Source organism: Bradyrhizobium yuanmingense (assembly GCF_900094575.1).
GTDB lineage: Bacteria > Pseudomonadota > Alphaproteobacteria > Rhizobiales > Xanthobacteraceae > Bradyrhizobium > Bradyrhizobium yuanmingense.
The window spans coordinates 116,858-131,251 of the sequence record NZ_FMAE01000006.1; the positions used below are offsets into that span (position 1 = coordinate 116,858).

16 protein-coding genes are annotated in these 14,394 nt (G+C 64.9%); 8 read left to right on the plus strand and 8 right to left on the minus strand.

Annotated elements, in window-relative coordinates:
* From GA0061099_RS21870 to GA0061099_RS21890, 5 genes are all read right to left on the minus strand, one after another.
* A complete protein-coding gene (locus GA0061099_RS21870) occupies positions 1-393 on the minus strand; it encodes a thioesterase family protein (protein ID WP_036009365.1) in 393 nt (130 codons plus the stop codon).
* 185 nt (positions 394-578) lie between these two features.
* Positions 579-833: a tautomerase family protein gene (locus GA0061099_RS21875; protein ID WP_275498569.1), complete on the minus strand. Its 255-nt coding sequence runs from the start codon at positions 831-833 to the stop codon at positions 579-581.
* 67 nt (positions 834-900) lie between these two features.
* Positions 901-2,421 (minus strand): histidine--tRNA ligase, encoded by a 1,521-nt coding sequence (gene hisS / locus GA0061099_RS21880; protein WP_036027136.1) that lies wholly within the window; start codon positions 2,419-2,421, stop codon positions 901-903.
* A gap of 40 nt (positions 2,422-2,461) precedes the next feature.
* The gene (locus tag GA0061099_RS21885; RefSeq protein WP_036009354.1) at positions 2,462-2,986 is read right to left on the minus strand and encodes a YegJ family protein; all 525 of its coding nucleotides are present in this window, start codon (positions 2,984-2,986) and stop codon (positions 2,462-2,464) included.
* A gap of 305 nt (positions 2,987-3,291) precedes the next feature.
* Positions 3,292-4,374, minus strand: coding sequence for a branched-chain amino acid aminotransferase (locus tag GA0061099_RS21890; protein ID WP_036027134.1), 1,083 nt, complete (start codon positions 4,372-4,374; stop codon positions 3,292-3,294).
* Positions 4,375-4,711: 337 nt separating this feature from the next.
* Here GA0061099_RS21890 and GA0061099_RS21895 point away from each other — a divergent pair, with 337 nt between their 5' ends.
* From GA0061099_RS21895 to GA0061099_RS21905, 3 genes are read left to right on the plus strand one after another with little or no spacing between them, the layout of a single operon-like run.
* Positions 4,712-5,254, plus strand: a complete 543-nt coding sequence (locus tag GA0061099_RS21895) for a MarR family winged helix-turn-helix transcriptional regulator (protein ID WP_050991840.1) — start codon at positions 4,712-4,714, stop codon at positions 5,252-5,254.
* Positions 5,251-5,982 (plus strand): response regulator, encoded by a 732-nt coding sequence (locus GA0061099_RS21900; RefSeq protein WP_036027131.1) that lies wholly within the window; start codon positions 5,251-5,253, stop codon positions 5,980-5,982. Before GA0061099_RS21895 ends, GA0061099_RS21900 begins: the two co-directional genes overlap by 4 nt.
* Before the next feature lie 20 nt (positions 5,983-6,002).
* The gene (locus GA0061099_RS21905) at positions 6,003-7,391 is read left to right on the plus strand and encodes an ATP-binding protein (protein WP_036027128.1); all 1,389 of its coding nucleotides are present in this window, start codon (positions 6,003-6,005) and stop codon (positions 7,389-7,391) included.
* A gap of 167 nt (positions 7,392-7,558) precedes the next feature.
* On the opposite strand, the gene GA0061099_RS21910 is transcribed toward GA0061099_RS21905, so the two are convergent.
* Together GA0061099_RS21910 and GA0061099_RS21915 are read right to left on the minus strand one after the other, a co-directional pair.
* Positions 7,559-8,089, minus strand: a complete 531-nt coding sequence (locus GA0061099_RS21910; RefSeq protein WP_036009304.1) for a DUF3617 domain-containing protein — start codon at positions 8,087-8,089, stop codon at positions 7,559-7,561.
* 46 nt (positions 8,090-8,135) lie between these two features.
* Positions 8,136-8,435: a hypothetical protein gene (locus tag GA0061099_RS21915; RefSeq protein ID WP_036027125.1), complete on the minus strand. Its 300-nt coding sequence runs from the start codon at positions 8,433-8,435 to the stop codon at positions 8,136-8,138.
* 183 nt (positions 8,436-8,618) lie between these two features.
* Between GA0061099_RS21915 and GA0061099_RS21920 the strand changes: the two genes are divergently transcribed.
* The 4 genes from GA0061099_RS21920 (at position 8,619) to GA0061099_RS21935 (ending at position 11,366) form a co-directional block, all read left to right on the plus strand.
* A complete protein-coding gene (locus tag GA0061099_RS21920) occupies positions 8,619-9,080 on the plus strand; it encodes a hypothetical protein (RefSeq protein WP_036027123.1) in 462 nt (153 codons plus the stop codon).
* A gap of 115 nt (positions 9,081-9,195) precedes the next feature.
* Positions 9,196-9,888: a ribonuclease T2 family protein gene (locus tag GA0061099_RS21925; RefSeq protein ID WP_036027120.1), complete on the plus strand. Its 693-nt coding sequence runs from the start codon at positions 9,196-9,198 to the stop codon at positions 9,886-9,888.
* A gap of 123 nt (positions 9,889-10,011) precedes the next feature.
* Positions 10,012-10,872 (plus strand): 23S rRNA (adenine(2030)-N(6))-methyltransferase RlmJ, encoded by an 861-nt coding sequence (locus tag GA0061099_RS21930; RefSeq protein WP_036027118.1) that lies wholly within the window; start codon positions 10,012-10,014, stop codon positions 10,870-10,872.
* Positions 10,873-11,150: 278 nt separating this feature from the next.
* Positions 11,151-11,366, plus strand: coding sequence for a cold-shock protein (locus GA0061099_RS21935; protein ID WP_008544396.1), 216 nt, complete (start codon positions 11,151-11,153; stop codon positions 11,364-11,366).
* 70 nt (positions 11,367-11,436) lie between these two features.
* Here the strand turns inward: GA0061099_RS21935 and GA0061099_RS21940 are convergent, their stop codons facing one another.
* On the minus strand, positions 11,437-12,060 hold the full coding sequence (locus GA0061099_RS21940) for an outer membrane protein (protein ID WP_036009293.1): 624 nt from the start codon (positions 12,058-12,060) through the stop codon (positions 11,437-11,439).
* A 250-nt stretch (positions 12,061-12,310) separates the two neighbouring features.
* Here GA0061099_RS21940 and uvrC point away from each other — a divergent pair, with 250 nt between their 5' ends.
* The gene (gene uvrC, locus GA0061099_RS21945; protein WP_036027115.1) at positions 12,311-14,377 is read left to right on the plus strand and encodes an excinuclease ABC subunit UvrC; all 2,067 of its coding nucleotides are present in this window, start codon (positions 12,311-12,313) and stop codon (positions 14,375-14,377) included.
* Positions 14,378-14,394: the final 17 nt, after the last annotated feature.

The window sequence follows — 14,394 nt, forward strand, 5'->3', positions numbered from 1 at the left end:
TTAAGCCCCGAGCCGCTTGTTGAACATCTCGACATTGACGAGCCCGCGGGCGTGGCGGCCTTCGCCGAGCTTGCGCGGGCCCTCGAATGCCTCAACCTCGAAGCGAATGACGCGGCGCTCGACCGCGACCACCTTTGCAGTGGTCCGCACGGTCGCACCGACGAGCGCGGCGGCAAGATGGCGGATGTCGACCTCGGTACCGACAGTGACCCAGCCCGGCTGAAGCGCTGAGCGGATCGCATCACCCGATGCCATCTCCATCTCCAGGATCATCATCGGCGTCGCGTAGACAAAAGGCATGCCTGACACGAAATGCCCGACGGTGCGCTCCACCGGGACCACCAGCGTGCGCTCGGCGCTCATGCCTGTTGTGATGAAGTCGCGTGCGTCCATGGACCCCTTACACTCAGTGTCGTCCCGGACAAGCGCGCCTTAAGCGCGCGCAGATCCGGGACCCATAACCACAGGATCAAGTTTGGCGAAGGCTCGGAGTTACCAGCTGGCCCAATACCACTCCCTGTGGTTATGGGTCCCCGCCTTCGCGGGGACGACAGCGGTGAATGCAGAACCGTCGACCGCTACTTCTTCGCCGCCGCCGCACGCTCCACGAAGGTCTTGCCGCCCTTCATCTTGTGACGGAGCGGGGCTTCGTTGATCTGGATGACGACGGCATCGGCATCGACGCCGAGATTCTTCACCAGCGCCTGGGTGATGTCGCGCATCATGCCGGCCTTCTGCTCGTCGGTACGGCCCTCGGCCATGCTGATGGTGATCTCAGGCATTGTTCTCTCCCTGCTGCTGTCGTCATGCCCGGGCTTGTCCCGGCCATCCACGTTCTCTTCTATCAAACAAGACGTGGATGCCCGGGACAAGCCCGGGCATGACGCGGCCTGCGAATAGCTAGCCCCACTTCACGTCATGGCGGGCCAGAACCTCGCGCACTTTTGCGACGAGATCGGCTTCGCTGCACGAGAACTGCGCCGGCCGGGTCTCGCGCCATTCCTGATTGGAGGCGATCGCGGCGGCCGCCTTGGCGCCCTCGATCAGGTCCTTGACCTGCACTTCGCCGCGCGCCTTTTCATCCGAGCCCTGGATGATGACGCAAGGTGAGTTGCGGCGATCGGCATATTTGAGCTGGTTGCCCATGTTCTTGGGATTGCCCAGATAGAGCTCGGCGCGGATGCCCGCGGTACGCAAGCTCGCGACCATCTTCTGGTAGTCGGCCACGCGGTCGCGGTCGAACACGGTGACGACGACCGGGCCGAATTCGGGCCGCGTGTCGAGCTTGCCGAGCAGCGTCAGCGCCGCCTGCAGCCGCGACACGCCGATCGAGAATCCGGTTGCCGGCACCGGCTCGCCGCGGAAGCGCGAGACGAGGCCGTCATAACGCCCGCCGCCACCGACCGAGCCGAAGCGCACAGGGCGGCCCTTCTCGTCCTTGGTATCGAGCAGGAGTTCGACCTCGTAGACGGGACCGGTGTAATATTCGAGGCCGCGCACGACCGAGGGATCGATCTTGATACGATCCGCACCATAGCCCGAGGCCGTGACCAGTTTTGCAATCTCTTCCAGCTCGCTGACGCCGGCCTGACCGACTTCGCTCTTGGTGAGATAGGTTTCTGCCGCGGCAATTGCTTCTTTCCAATCTTCGCGCGGCTTGGTGATAGCGAGAACAACATCGGCTTCCGCCGCGCTCAAATTGGCGCCTTTGGTGAAGTCGCCCTTGCCTTCCTCGCCGCCATCCCAGCGTCCGGGACCGAGCAGCTTGCGCACTTCATCGGCGGAAAACTTGTCGAGCTTGTCGATCGCACGCAGCACGGTCAGTCGGCGCGCCGCATTCTCTTCACCCGCGAGGCCAATGGCTTCCAGAACGCCGTCGAGCACCTTGCGATTGTTCACCTTCACCAGGTACTGGCCGCGCGCGATCCCGAGCGCCTCCATCGTGTCCGCCGCCATCATGCAGATCTCGGCGTCCGCCGCTGGCGTCGCCGAGCCGACCGTGTCGGCATCGAACTGCATGAACTGGCGGAAGCGGCCGGGGCCGGGTTTCTCGTTGCGGAAGACGTAGCCAACGCGGTAGCTGCGATAGGGCAGCACCAGACCATCGGTGCCGTAGCGCTCACCGACGTAGCGGGCGAGCGGCGCGGTCAGATCGTAGCGCAGGCTGATCCATTGCTCGTCGTCGTCCTGGAACGAGAACACGCCCTCGTTCGGACGATCCTGATCCGGCAGGAATTTGCCGAGCGCGTCGGTGTATTCCATCGCCGGCGTCTCCACCGGCTCGAAACCGTAGAGCTCGTAGACGGCGCGGATCTTCTCGACCATCTCGCGCGTCGCCCGGATCGCGGCGGGGTCGCGATCCTCGAGCCCGCGCGGCAGACGCGCCTTCAGTTTCTGGGGTTTTTTGGGTTTCTCGGCCATGCGCGGCGTTTACCAGCCGGGGCGCAAGGCGGCAACTGCCCTAGGGCTGCTCCATTCGCGCCCGGAGCGCGTCCGCGTCGGCCTTCGGCAGCGATTTCAGCGTCGGCTTAATAGTCTCGCCGCCCACGATCTTGCCGTTGCGCATGAACATCCAGTCCGAGATGTCGGCCTCCGCGAACTTGACCTTATCGCCGGCTCGCTTGCCCGGCAAATCGCGCGGCTCGTTGGCGAAGACGCCGGTCAAGGTCCCGTCGGGCAGCTTCTTCACCTCACCGATCCAGATGTGCTCCCCGCCCTTGCGGGTCGTAAAGCGCACCTTCAAAGCGTGACCAGACTCGGACGGCTTGGGCGATTCATAGGAGGCCCAGAAAGTCGGCAGCGAGCCGCGGGCGCGAGCGATCGCGGTGTTCATCTCGGGATCGCCGGTGCGCACATCGACGATCGGCGAGCGGTCTTGCGCAGCAACCTCGTGGGTCGGGCCGACGGTCAGGATGCCGAAAACGCAAACGCCGGTGATGGCGGCGAGAACGACCCATTTCATGGGTTGGGAGAGCTTTGTTGCCATGATCGCGATGTCCGGGACGCTTGTTGTGTCCTGGCTTTGTCGCACGTCGGCAGCAGCACGTTCAGTGCGCAATAAGCCACAAACGTTGCGCTTTTTACCCTCCCCTGGCGGGGGCCCGGGACGAGCGTAGCTCGCCCGTGGTCGGCTCGCATCTGAGCGTAGCGAAGATGAGAGACGGGGTGGGGTGAGGGTCTCTCCACATCGAACACTGCCCGTGTTGAGAGATCACCCCACCCCGCTCGCGCTGCGCGCGATCGACCCACGGGCGAGCTACGCTCGTCCCGGACCCCTCCAGGGGAGGGTGATCAAAACACCTTGCGGATCCAGTTGTGGGGATCGTTGGTGCGGCCGTACTGGATGTCGACGAGCTGCTTGCGCAGGCCCATGGCGACGGGGCCGGCGGCGCCGCCCGAGATGTCGAAATCGCCGCTGACCGAGCGCACCTTGCCGATCGGCGAGATCACCGCGGCGGTGCCGCAGGCGAAGGCTTCCTTCAGCCTGCCTGAGGCCGCGTCCTTGCGCCACTGCTCGAGCGTATAGGGTTCTTCGCGCACCGTCTTGCCGGCGTCGCGGGCGAGCGTGATGATGGAGTCGCGGGTGATGCCGGGCAGGATCGTGCCGAGCGGCGGCGTCGACAGCGAGCCGTCCTCAAACACGAAGAATACGTTCATGCCGCCGAGCTCCTCGATGTAGCGGCGCTCGACCGCGTCGAGGAAGACGACCTGGTCGCAGCCGTGCTGGATCGCTTCGGCCTGGGCGCGCAGGCTCGCGGCATAATTGCCGCCGCATTTGACCGCGCCGGTACCGCCGATCGCGGCGCGCGTGTAGTTCTCCGACACCCAGATCGAGACCGGCGCGGGCCCGCCCTTGAAGTAGGAGCCGACCGGCGAGGCGATCACCGCAAAGATGTATTCGGACGATGGCTTGACGCCGAGGAAGGTCTCGCTCGCGATCATGAACGGCCGCAGGTAAAGGCTGCCCTCGCCGCCCGGCATCCAGGCGCGGTCGATGCGCACGACCTGCTCGACCGCCTCGATGAAGACGTCTTCGGGCAGCTGCGCCATCGCCATGCGATCGGCCGAGTCCTTGAAGCGGCGCGCATTGGCGTCGGGACGGAACAGGTTCACCCCGCCGTCGTCGCGCTTGTAGGCCTTCAGGCCTTCGAAGATCTCCTGGGCGTAGTGCAGGACCGCGCCGGCGGGATCGAGCTGGAAGTTGGCGCGCGCCTCGATTTTCGCCTCGTACCAGCCGCCCTTGGCCTGGTTGTAGCGGACGATTGCCATGTGATCGGTGAAGACCCGCCCGAAGCCGGGATCCACCAGCTTGGCGACGCGGTCCTTCTCGGGCGTCGGATTGGATGCGGGCTGGATGTCGAATATCATGCTCATGTCCTTGCCTCCCGCTGCCGGTGGCGGCGCTGTTTCTCGCGCCCGCCTGCCCGTTCGGGCCCGGCTGGCTTGATTGGTTTCTGGCCGGACCGCCGCCAGCCATGTTACGGCCGGTTTCCGCAGCCAGCATGTCATCGAGGACATGCTTTTGCGGAAGGCGGAAGTCCAGTATGTTTTGCCGAAATGCCGCTCGACAATCGCACGGTAGATCTGCTTCGGCCGTCGCCGCCTGTCCGGCTCTCTCCGGCCGTCCTGCTCCGACGCCACCCGGCGCGAAACGATCTAAAATTTCGTGCGGGTCGATCGTTTTGTAACATTGAACCCAAGATACGTCAATATGCCTGACATAAATTTCGCGACTCCTTCTCAAGACGCTGCCGCGCCCCGGCCGGCCGCAGGCGATGGAGGCAATTTGCGCTGGGATATCATCGAGCTGCTGTTCTTCGCCTATCGCGATTTCGTCGGCGATCCCGACCAGGAGCTGGAGGCGTTCGGCTTCGGCCGGGCCCATCACCGGGTCATGCATTTCGTCTACCGCTATCCCGGGCTCAAGGTCGCCGACCTGCTCGACGTCCTGCGCATCACCAAACAGTCGCTCGGCCGGGTGCTGAAGCAGCTCCTGGACGAGGGTTATATCGTGCAGAAGACCGGCGACAACGATCGTCGCCAGCGCCTGCTCTACGCGACGCCGAAGGGCGAGGCGCTGGTGCAGAAGCTCGCCGGGCTGCAGACCACGCGGATCACCAGGGCGCTCGCGGAGATGGGTCCGCAGGACGCCGAGACGGTCAAGCGCTTCCTGCGCGCGATGATCGACCGCGACGATCCGGACAAGGTGCTGGAGACGATCTTCGCTGCCGTCAAACAAGACGCCAAGGAGTGACCGTGCCGCTCGCAGCCACGCTCGCGCGCCCGCCGGTGCAACCGGCCGACGATGCCCCGCATCTCTTGCTGGTCGACGACGACCGCCGCATCCGCGACCTGCTCTCGCGCTTTCTTGCAAGTGAAGGCTACCGCGTCACCACCGCGGCGAGCGCCGGTGATGCGCGCTCGAAGCTGATGGGCCTGCATTTCGATCTCCTGATCCTCGACGTCATGATGCCCGGCGAGACCGGCTTCGACCTCGCCCGCTTCATCCGCACCTCGTCGTCGGTGCCGATCGTGATGCTGACGGCGCGCCACGAGGCGGAAGCCCGCATCGAGGGCCTGCAGATCGGCGCCGACGATTACGTCGCAAAGCCGTTCGAGCCGCGCGAGCTGGCGCTGCGCATCAACAACATTCTCAAGCGCGCCGCGCCGCCGCCGCAGGCCACGACGCTCGAGAAGATCGCCTTCGGCCCCTATGTCTACCATCTCGAACGCGGCGAATTGCGCCAGGGCGAGGAGGTCATCCACCTCACCGACCGCGAGCGCGAGATGCTGCGGATTCTCGCGGAGACGCCGGGCGAGACCGTGCCGCGCAGCGCACTGACCGGCAATGGCAGCGTCAACGAGCGCGCCGTCGACGTGCAGATCAACCGCCTCCGGCGCAAGATCGAGACCGATCCCGCCAATCCGCTGTTCCTGCAGGCGGTGCGCGGCATCGGCTACCGCCTGGTGGCCTCGCCCTGAACCGCAGTGAAGCGCGCCAGATGAGCACGATCGATACCGGCCTGACGCTTCTGAAGAGCGCCGCCGGCCGCGTCTCCGCCGCGAACGGCTGGATGGGCAACGCTTTCAAGGGCTGGATGCCGACCGGCCTCTACGCCCGCGCGCTCCTCATCATGATCGTACCGATGGTGGTGCTGCAATCGGTCGTCGCTTTCGTGTTCATGGAGCGGCACTGGAACACGGTGACGCGCCGCCTGTCGGCCGCGGTGGTTCAGGACATCGCCGCGCTGATCGACGTCTACAAGGGCTATCCGCAGGATAAGGACCGCAACGAGATCCGCCGCATCGCGCAGCAGCGGCTCGGCCTCGTCGTCGATTTCCTGCCTGCCGGCGACATGCCGCCGCCGGGACCAAAACCGTTCTTCTCGCTGCTCGACCAGACGCTGTCGGTGCAGCTCGGCCGCCAGATCGGCCGCTCGTTCTGGATCGACACGGTCGGCCGCTCCAACCTGGTCGAGATCCGCATCCAGCTCGACGACGCCGTGATGCGCGTGTTCGCGCAGCGCAGCGCCGCCTATGCCTCGAACTCGGAGATCTTCCTGTTCTGGATGGTCGGCACGTCCTCGATCCTGTTGATCGTCGCGGTGCTGTTCCTGCGCAACCAGATCAAGCCGATCCTGCGCCTTGCCGATGCCGCCGAGAGCTTCGGCAAGGGCCGCGAGGCGCCGAATTTCCGCCCGCGCGGCGCGCGCGAGGTGCGGCGCGCGGCGGTCGCCTTCCTGGAGATGAAGTCGCGCATCGAGCGCACGATGGAGCAGCGCACCGCGATGCTCGCCGGCGTCAGCCACGATCTGCGCACCATCCTGACCCGCTTCAAGCTCGAGCTGGCACTGATCGGAGACAGTCCCGAGCTCGAAGGCATGCGCAAGGACGTCGACGAAATGTCGATGATGCTGGAGGATTACCTTGCGTTCGCCCGCGGCGATTCCGGCGAGCAGTCGCAGCCGACCGACATGGCGCAGGCGCTCGAGGAGCTGCGCAGCGATGCCGAGCGTCACGGCCATACCGCGACCGTCGCCTTCAACGGCCTGCCCGTGGTGACGGTGAAGCCGGCTTCGTTCAAGCGCTGCCTCGCCAACCTCGTCACCAACGCAGCGCGCTACGGCAAGAACATCGCCATCACCGGCCAACGCGATCACCGTTATTTGACCGTCACCGTCGACGATGACGGCCCCGGCATTCCCGCCCACTTGCGCGAAGAGGTATTCAAGCCGTTCCTGCGGCTGGACAACGCCCGCAACCAGGACGAAGGCGGCACCGGCCTGGGGCTCGCGATTGCCCGCGACATCGCCCGCTCGCACGGCGGCGACATCACGCTCGGTGACAGCCCGATGGGAGGATTGAGGGCGAGCGTGCGGATACCGGTGTAGGTGCGGTTTTCCCTTCTCCCCTTGCGGGAGAAGGGCGCGAAGCGCCGGATGAGGGGTATCTCTCCGCGCGTCCAAGTCTCATTGAATTCGCGGAGAGAAACCCCTCACCCGTCTCGCCGCTTTGCGGCGATCCACCTCTCCCACAAGGGGAGAGGGAAAGAGCACACCTACTTCGGCAGCAGCGCCTTCAGCTTGTCCATGTCGCGCGTGTTCATCTTGAAGCCGCCGGGCATGACGATGTCACCGGGCTTCTGATCCGGCTTGCAGGCCCCGAGCCACTTGGCTTGCAGCGTCGTCGTGCTATCGCGCCCCGCCGCACCAGCAACGCCGCCTTTGGCGTGTGAGGTCGTCTTCACCGTGTAGGCCGAGTTGAAGTCTCCGGTGATCTCGGCATGCGAGGTCGTGCTGACGCCGGCGACGCTGCACTCGGAATCGCTGACATAGCCGGTCGCGGTCTTCTTGATCTCCTGCTTGGCGCAGATCTGCTTGGCCATCGGGGAGACGTTGTTGCTCATCTCCTTGTCGACGGTCTCGTCGGTGCAGTGCTGCATGGTCATCTCGGGCATGGGCGAGCCCGATGTGACCAGCTTCATCTCCCAAAGACCGGCCTTGCGCAGCGGCAGTTCGTCGGCGCTGGCGCTGCCTGCCGACAACGCGAGGCAAAGCATCGAGCCGAGCAAAGCGAGTTTGCGCGTCATGAGGGAAGCTCCCGGCTGAGAGAGGTGCGGCGCCTACGACAGCGCCTCAGTACAGTGTGCGGATCGGCCGGTCGGCGGCGCCATAAGGCACCCAGCGGCACGAGAACGAGATGTAGCCGCCCTCATAGCCCTGCACGGCCAGGAATTTCGCCACCTTGCCGTAGCGGGCGCAATGATCGACCGCGACCTGGCGCGCATCGACCCGGGTCGCCATCGAATAGGCGATGATGCCGCCGGTGTCGTTGCCCTTGAACGGCGGCACGTAATCGGCGCGCGCCGACTGGCTCGCCATCATGCCTGAGACAACCAGGCTGGCAAGAAGGCCCGCGGCCGCAATGATTCGCATTCCCGTCACTCCAATTGGCTGGCGCCAGTTTACGGTGCCGCGACGCACGTGAAAAGAACTGAACCCCTGTTGGCCGCGACACTTGGTCAAGTCCTTGCGAAGTGTTGCCGCGCTGCACTTGACCTCCTCCAACCTTCGCGGCACCGTCCGGCCTTCGCAAGACCTTAGCTGCCCGGATTGATCATGCGCGCCCCCTTCGAGAAATCGCTCCGTTTCGCCGCCGTGCTCGGCCTCATGTTCGGAGCATTGTCACTCGGCGAGGCCAGGGCCGCCAATCCGCTGGAGCTGAATTTCTGGCTGAGCGGGCCGCGCTATGACGGCGCCGTCGCCCCTTGCGACTGGGCTCTGCCGAGGATCGTGCACGAATTCGCCGAAAAGGAATCCAAGTTCTGGAATTCTTCGTTGCAGATCACCGGCTTCTCCGCCGTTCGCGAAACCGCGTTCCGGCCCTGGCAGTCCGACAACATTCCGCGCCGCTATTGCACCGGCGAGGCCATGCTCAATGACGGCAAGCCGCGCAAGGTGCATTTCTCGATCATCGAGGATGGCGGCTTCGCCTCCTACGGCAACGGCGTCGAATGGTGCGTCGTCGGGGTGGATCGCAACTGGGCCTATAACCCGGCGTGCCGCGCCGCCAAGCCCTGATTCCAGCAGCGGCTGGCTGGGCTGATCAGCCGGCCGACGACAGCTCCAATTTTGTTCTTGAAATGTTCCCATCGCCTGCTAGGCTGTTTGCACAGTCTAGTTGAGGGGCGTCGCCATGTTTCACTTCAGATTGCGTTCGTTGTCCCGTTTGATGATTTCGCTCACTCTTGCTGCGGGGTTGGCTAGCCTCGCCGGCGGTGCGAAGGCACAGGACAAGCGGCAGAACGCCCCGGGCGAGTTCGATTTCTATGTGCTGGCGCTTTCATGGTCGCCCTCGTTCTGCGAGGAAGCGGCCGAACGCGGCGGCCGGTCCCAGATGCAATGCGGCGGACGGCCCTACGCCTTCGTGGTGCATGGGCTGTGGCCGCAATACGAGAACGGTTTTCCGGAATACTGCCAGCGGCCGGCGCCGCGGCTGAACCGCAATATCGTTTCCTCGATGCTCGATTTGATGCCGGCGCCGGGCCTGATCTTTAACGAATGGGACAAGCACGGCACCTGCTCCGGGCTGGAGGGCCGCGGCTATTTCGAGATGATCCGCAAGGCGCGCGCTGCGATCAAGATCCCGCCCGAATATCTGGATCTGGCGCAGGCCAAGACCGTCGCGCCGGCGGAGGTCGAGGAGGCCTTCGTCAAGGCCAATCCGGGTCTCAGCAATGCCGCCGTCTCGGTCACCTGCAACCGGACACGGCTGTCCGAGGTCCGCATCTGCCTCAGCAAGGACCTGCAATTCCGCGCCTGCGACGAGATCGAGCGCCGCGCCTGCCGCCGCGACCAGGTGACGATGCCGCCGATCAGGGGCGGGTAGCTCAGTCATTGCGAGCGCAGCGAAGCAATCCAGAGTGCCTCCGCGGACGCATTTCTGGATTGCTTCGCTGCGCTCGCAATGACAGGGGTTAGGATCGCGCCAGACAACGTAGTCCTCTCCGCCATGAACTACCGCCACGCCTTCCACGCCGGCAGCTTCGCCGATGTCATCAAGCACATCGTGCTGGCGCGCATCCTTACTTATCTGCAGGACAAGCCGGCAGCGTTCCGCGTCATCGACACCCACGCCGGCGCCGGCCTCTACGATCTCGACAGCGACGAGGCGCGCCGCGGCGGCGAATGGCTGACTGGCATTGCGCGGCTGCTACAGGCCCGTCTGTCGAACGAGAGCGCGGCGCTGACGAAGCCTTATCTCGACATCGTCCGCGCCTTCAATCCGAAGGGGGAGCTCAAGGCCTATCCGGGCTCGCCGTTGATCGCGCGCGGCCTGCTCAGGCCGCAGGACCGGCTCGTCGCCTGCGAGCTCGAGCCGAAGGCCCGCAAAGCGCTGATCGATGCGCTGCGCCGCGACGAGCAGACCCGCGTGGTCGATCTCGACGGCTGGGTGGCGCTGCCGGCCTTCGTGCCGCCGAAGGAGCGGCGTGGCCTCGTGCTGATCGATCCGCCCTTCGAGGCCAAGGACGAGTTCGAGCGGCTCGGCGAAGCCTTCTCGGCAGCGTTCGCGAAATGGCCGACCGGTATCTACGTAATCTGGTATCCCGCCAAGAACCGGCGCGCCACCGACACGCTGGCGCAAACCGTGGCGCGGCTCGCAGCTGCAGCAAAGCCGCCTGGAAAATGCCTGCGCCTCGAATTCAGCGTCGCGCCGCAAGCCGACAGCGCCGCCCTCACCTCCACCGGTCTCCTGATCGTCAACCCGCCCTACACGCTGCACGGCGAGCTCAAGACCATTCTGCCGGAGCTGGAAATACCGCTCGGCCAGGGCGGTGCTGCCAGATTCCGGCTGGAGGTGCCCAAGCCTTAGCGCCAAGCATTGACGCCAAGCCGTAACACTCCGGCATTCTTGGGAAAAATATGCAGGACCGGTAGTCAATCTGCAAAGAACCGTATTATGCTATTTCCGTGACTGGCTTTACGTTCCGCTTCCGCGAATGGTTGCGGCGGAGTGAAGGCCCTAAGAAAGATCCCGCCGGACCGATCAGGTCCGTCCAAGGATGGCCAGCTCCCGGGCTCCGTAAGGCCCGGTCATGTCGCGACGTGAGTCTGCGTCGCGACGGAGGAGCAATGAGGGGGAGTTTCCCGATGGCCATGACGGGAACGGTCAAGTTCTTCAACGGCGAGCGCGGCTACGGCTTCATCAAGCCTGACGACGGCGGTCGCGATGTCTTCGTTCACATCACTGCTGTGGAGCGGGCGGGACTGAAGGACCTTGCCGAAGGACAGCGTATTACTTTCGAAGTCGAACCGGACAAGAAGGGGAAGGGACCGAAGGCGGTCAATCTGGTGATCCTCTCCTAGCAAGCCTGGCGAAAACAAATCCCGGCCGCGAGCGGCCGGGAGGCTGGTCCGGTATTTTCTTCTTTGGATGTCAGAAGCGATAGTTCACGCCTGCGCGGACAACGTTGGCGCTATAGCCGTTTGACACGCCCGTGATTGCGAACTGGCTGGTCGACAGATCGATGTAGAGATATTCGAGCTTGGCGCTCCAGTTCGGCGCGAGGCCGACTTCCGCACCGGCGCCGATGGTCCAGCCCGCGGTGGTGTGCGACTCCGACCAGCCGAAGGTCTGCGCGCGCAGCTCGCCGAAGGCGAGACCGGCGGTGCCGTAGAACAGCACGTTGTTGAACGCATAGCCGGCGCGGCCGCGCAGGGTGCCGAACCACGGATTGGAGAACTTCCACGGCGCGAACGTGTCGTCGGCGCCGGCGGCCTGGATGTCGCCCTCGACGCCGAACACCCACGGGCCGTTCTGGAAATTGTAGCCGGCCTGCACACCGCCGACGAAGCCGGACGGCTTGGTGGGGTTGTTGTCGACCGAGCCCCATTCATAGCCGATATTGCCGCCGAGATAGGGACCCGCCCAGCTATAGGCATTGAGCGGCTGATTGACGGTATAGGGCGCACGCTGCCCGTAACTGAGATCGGCGGCCTCTGCCGAAGCTGTCCAGCCGGCTGCAACCAACGCGGCTGCGCCCACAACGAGCCTCTTCATCACTCACTCCAACGCCACTGTCGCAACCCGAGCGATGCCCGCGCCGCGGCGCGAGCAAAACCGCATGGTTACGGAACCAAGAGCTTTTCGCGTAGGATTTATCGAGAGTTTTAAGTTAAAGGGCTGTTAAGCCGGGTTACCGCCCGCTTAACAGACTTAAGGAAGCGTTACCGGGAGCTGCCCGCCATCCTCTGTGCGTGCCGCATGGCCGGAACTTCAAATCAGTCCCCCCAGCGCCTAAATTCGTCCCATGGTTCACGATTCCCCCGACAATCCGGACGACCGCGCGCGCAAGGCGCCGCCGGCTGCGAGCGACACGCCGCCCGAGCGGCTGGCCGGGCCGGACGTAGATCCCGCGGCGGCAGGGGGCGATGACGAGGACGATGCCCTGCTGCCGGACATCCTGGAAGAGAGCGGCGCCGTCGGCGAAGGCCCGCTCGCGACCGGTCACGAGGCGATCGAGCGCGCGGTCCGCCTCGCACCGACCTCGCCCGGCGTCTATCGTATGCTCAATGCGAACGCCGACGTGCTCTATGTCGGCAAGGCCAAGAACGTCAAAAAGCGCCTGTCCAGTTATGCGCGCCAGAGTGCGCCGCTGCCGGCCCGCATCCTGCGCATGATCGCGGCCACCGTCACGGTGGAGATCGTCTCGACCACGACCGAGACCGAGGCGCTGCTGCTGGAAGCCAACCTCATCAAGCAGCTGCGGCCGCGCTTCAACGTGCAGCTTCGCGACGACAAGTCGTTCCCCTACATCCTGATCACCGGCGACCATTGGGCGCCGCAGATCCTGAAACATCGCGGTGCGCAGACCCGGCCCGGGCGCTATTTCGGCCCGTTTGCCTCCGCCGGCGCGGTCAACCGCACCATCACGGCGCTGCAGCGCGCGTTCTTGATCCGCTCCTGCACTGATTCCTTCTTCGAGAGCCGCACCCGGCCCTGCCTGCTCCACCAGATCCGCCGCTGCGCCGGACCCTGCACCCGGGAGATCGATTTCGGCGGCTATTCGACGCTGGTGCGCGAGGCCAGCGACTTCCTCTCCGGCAAGAGCCATGCGGTGAAGCAGGAGCTCGCCGGCGAGATGGAGAAGGCCTCGAACGAGCTCGAATTCGAGCGCGCCGCACTGTACCGCGATCGCCTCGCCGCGCTGTCGGCGATCCAGTCGCAGCAGGGCATCAATCCGCGCACGGTGGAGGAAGCCGACGTGTTCGCCATCCACCAGGAGGGCGGCTTCTCCTGCGTCGAGGTGTTCTTCTTTCGCACCGGACAGAACTGGGGCAACCGCGCCTATTTTCCGCGCGCGGAGAAGAGCTTTACGCCCGAGGAGGTGCTGGGGTCCTTCCTGGCGCAGTTCTACGACGACAAGCCGCCGCCGAGGAACATCCTGCTCTCGCACGATATCGAGGAGAGCGAGCTGCTCGCCAACGCGCTATCGATCAAGGCTGGCCACAAGGTCGAGGTCACCGCGCCCAAGCGCGGCGAGAAGAAGGAGCTGGTCACCCACGCGCTGACCAATGCGCGCGAGGCGCTCGGCCGCAAGCTCGCGGACACCGCGACGCAAAGCCGGTTGCTCGAGGCCATGGCCGCGACGCTGAGCCTGCCGCACGTGCCCAAGCGCATCGAGGTCTACGACAACAGCCACATCCAGGGCACCAACGCGGTCGGCGCCATGATCGTCGCGGGCCCAGATGGCTTCGTGAAGAACCAGTACCGCAAGTTCAACATCAAGTCGGAAGGGATCACGCCCGGCGACGACTTCGCCATGATGCGCGAAGTGCTGGAGCGCCGCTTCAAGCGCCTGATCAATCCGCCCGAGGATGCCGCCAAGGAAGGCAACAAGGCCAAGGACGACGATTTCCCGCAATGGCCCGACCTCGTGATCATCGACGGCGGCCGCGGCCAGCTCAACGCCGTGCGCGAGATCTTCGCCAATCTCGGCCTGACCCAGGTGTCGCTGATGTCGGTCGCCAAGGGACCGGACCGGGATGCCGGCCGCGAGACCCTGTTCATGCCGGAGCGCGAGGCGATCAAGCTGGAGCCGCGCGATCCCGTGCTCTATTTCATCCAGCGCCTGCGTGACGAAGCCCACCGCTTCGTCATCGGCTCGCACCGCAAGCTGCGCAAGAAGGACATCCGCGAGGCTGGTTTGCAGGAGATTCCGGGCATCGGCCCGTCACGCAAACGTGCCTTGCTGCACCATTTCGGAACCCTGAAGGAGATCGAACGGGCCTCGATCGCCGATCTCGGCAAGGTTCCGGGGGTGAGCGCCGAGAGCGCGCGCAGGATTTTCGAGTATTTCCATCCCCAACCGGGATGAACTAAAGGGGGACCGCA

Excerpts from the sequence above, each read along its gene's own strand:
- GA0061099_RS21870 (WP_036009365.1), bottom strand. The coding sequence starts at position 393 with ATGGACGCACGCGACTTCATCACAACAGGCATGAGCGCCGAGCGCACG.
- hisS (WP_036027136.1), bottom strand. The coding sequence starts at position 2,421 with ATGGCCGAGAAACCCAAAAAACCCCAGAAACTGAAGGCGCGTCTGCCG.
- GA0061099_RS21885 (WP_036009354.1), bottom strand. The coding sequence starts at position 2,986 with ATGGCAACAAAGCTCTCCCAACCCATGAAATGGGTCGTTCTCGCCGCC.
- GA0061099_RS21890 (WP_036027134.1), bottom strand. The coding sequence starts at position 4,374 with ATGAGCATGATATTCGACATCCAGCCCGCATCCAATCCGACGCCCGAG.
- GA0061099_RS21895 (WP_050991840.1), top strand. The coding sequence starts at position 4,712 with ATGCCTGACATAAATTTCGCGACTCCTTCTCAAGACGCTGCCGCGCCC.
- GA0061099_RS21905 (WP_036027128.1), top strand. The coding sequence starts at position 6,003 with ATGAGCACGATCGATACCGGCCTGACGCTTCTGAAGAGCGCCGCCGGC.
- GA0061099_RS21910 (WP_036009304.1), bottom strand. The coding sequence starts at position 8,089 with ATGACGCGCAAACTCGCTTTGCTCGGCTCGATGCTTTGCCTCGCGTTG.
- GA0061099_RS21915 (WP_036027125.1), bottom strand. The coding sequence starts at position 8,435 with ATGCGAATCATTGCGGCCGCGGGCCTTCTTGCCAGCCTGGTTGTCTCA.
- GA0061099_RS21920 (WP_036027123.1), top strand. The coding sequence starts at position 8,619 with ATGCGCGCCCCCTTCGAGAAATCGCTCCGTTTCGCCGCCGTGCTCGGC.
- GA0061099_RS21925 (WP_036027120.1), top strand. The coding sequence starts at position 9,196 with ATGTTTCACTTCAGATTGCGTTCGTTGTCCCGTTTGATGATTTCGCTC.
- GA0061099_RS21930 (WP_036027118.1), top strand. The coding sequence starts at position 10,012 with ATGAACTACCGCCACGCCTTCCACGCCGGCAGCTTCGCCGATGTCATC.
- GA0061099_RS21935 (WP_008544396.1), top strand. The coding sequence starts at position 11,151 with ATGGCCATGACGGGAACGGTCAAGTTCTTCAACGGCGAGCGCGGCTAC.
- GA0061099_RS21940 (WP_036009293.1), bottom strand. The coding sequence starts at position 12,060 with ATGAAGAGGCTCGTTGTGGGCGCAGCCGCGTTGGTTGCAGCCGGCTGG.
- uvrC (WP_036027115.1), top strand. The coding sequence starts at position 12,311 with ATGGTTCACGATTCCCCCGACAATCCGGACGACCGCGCGCGCAAGGCG.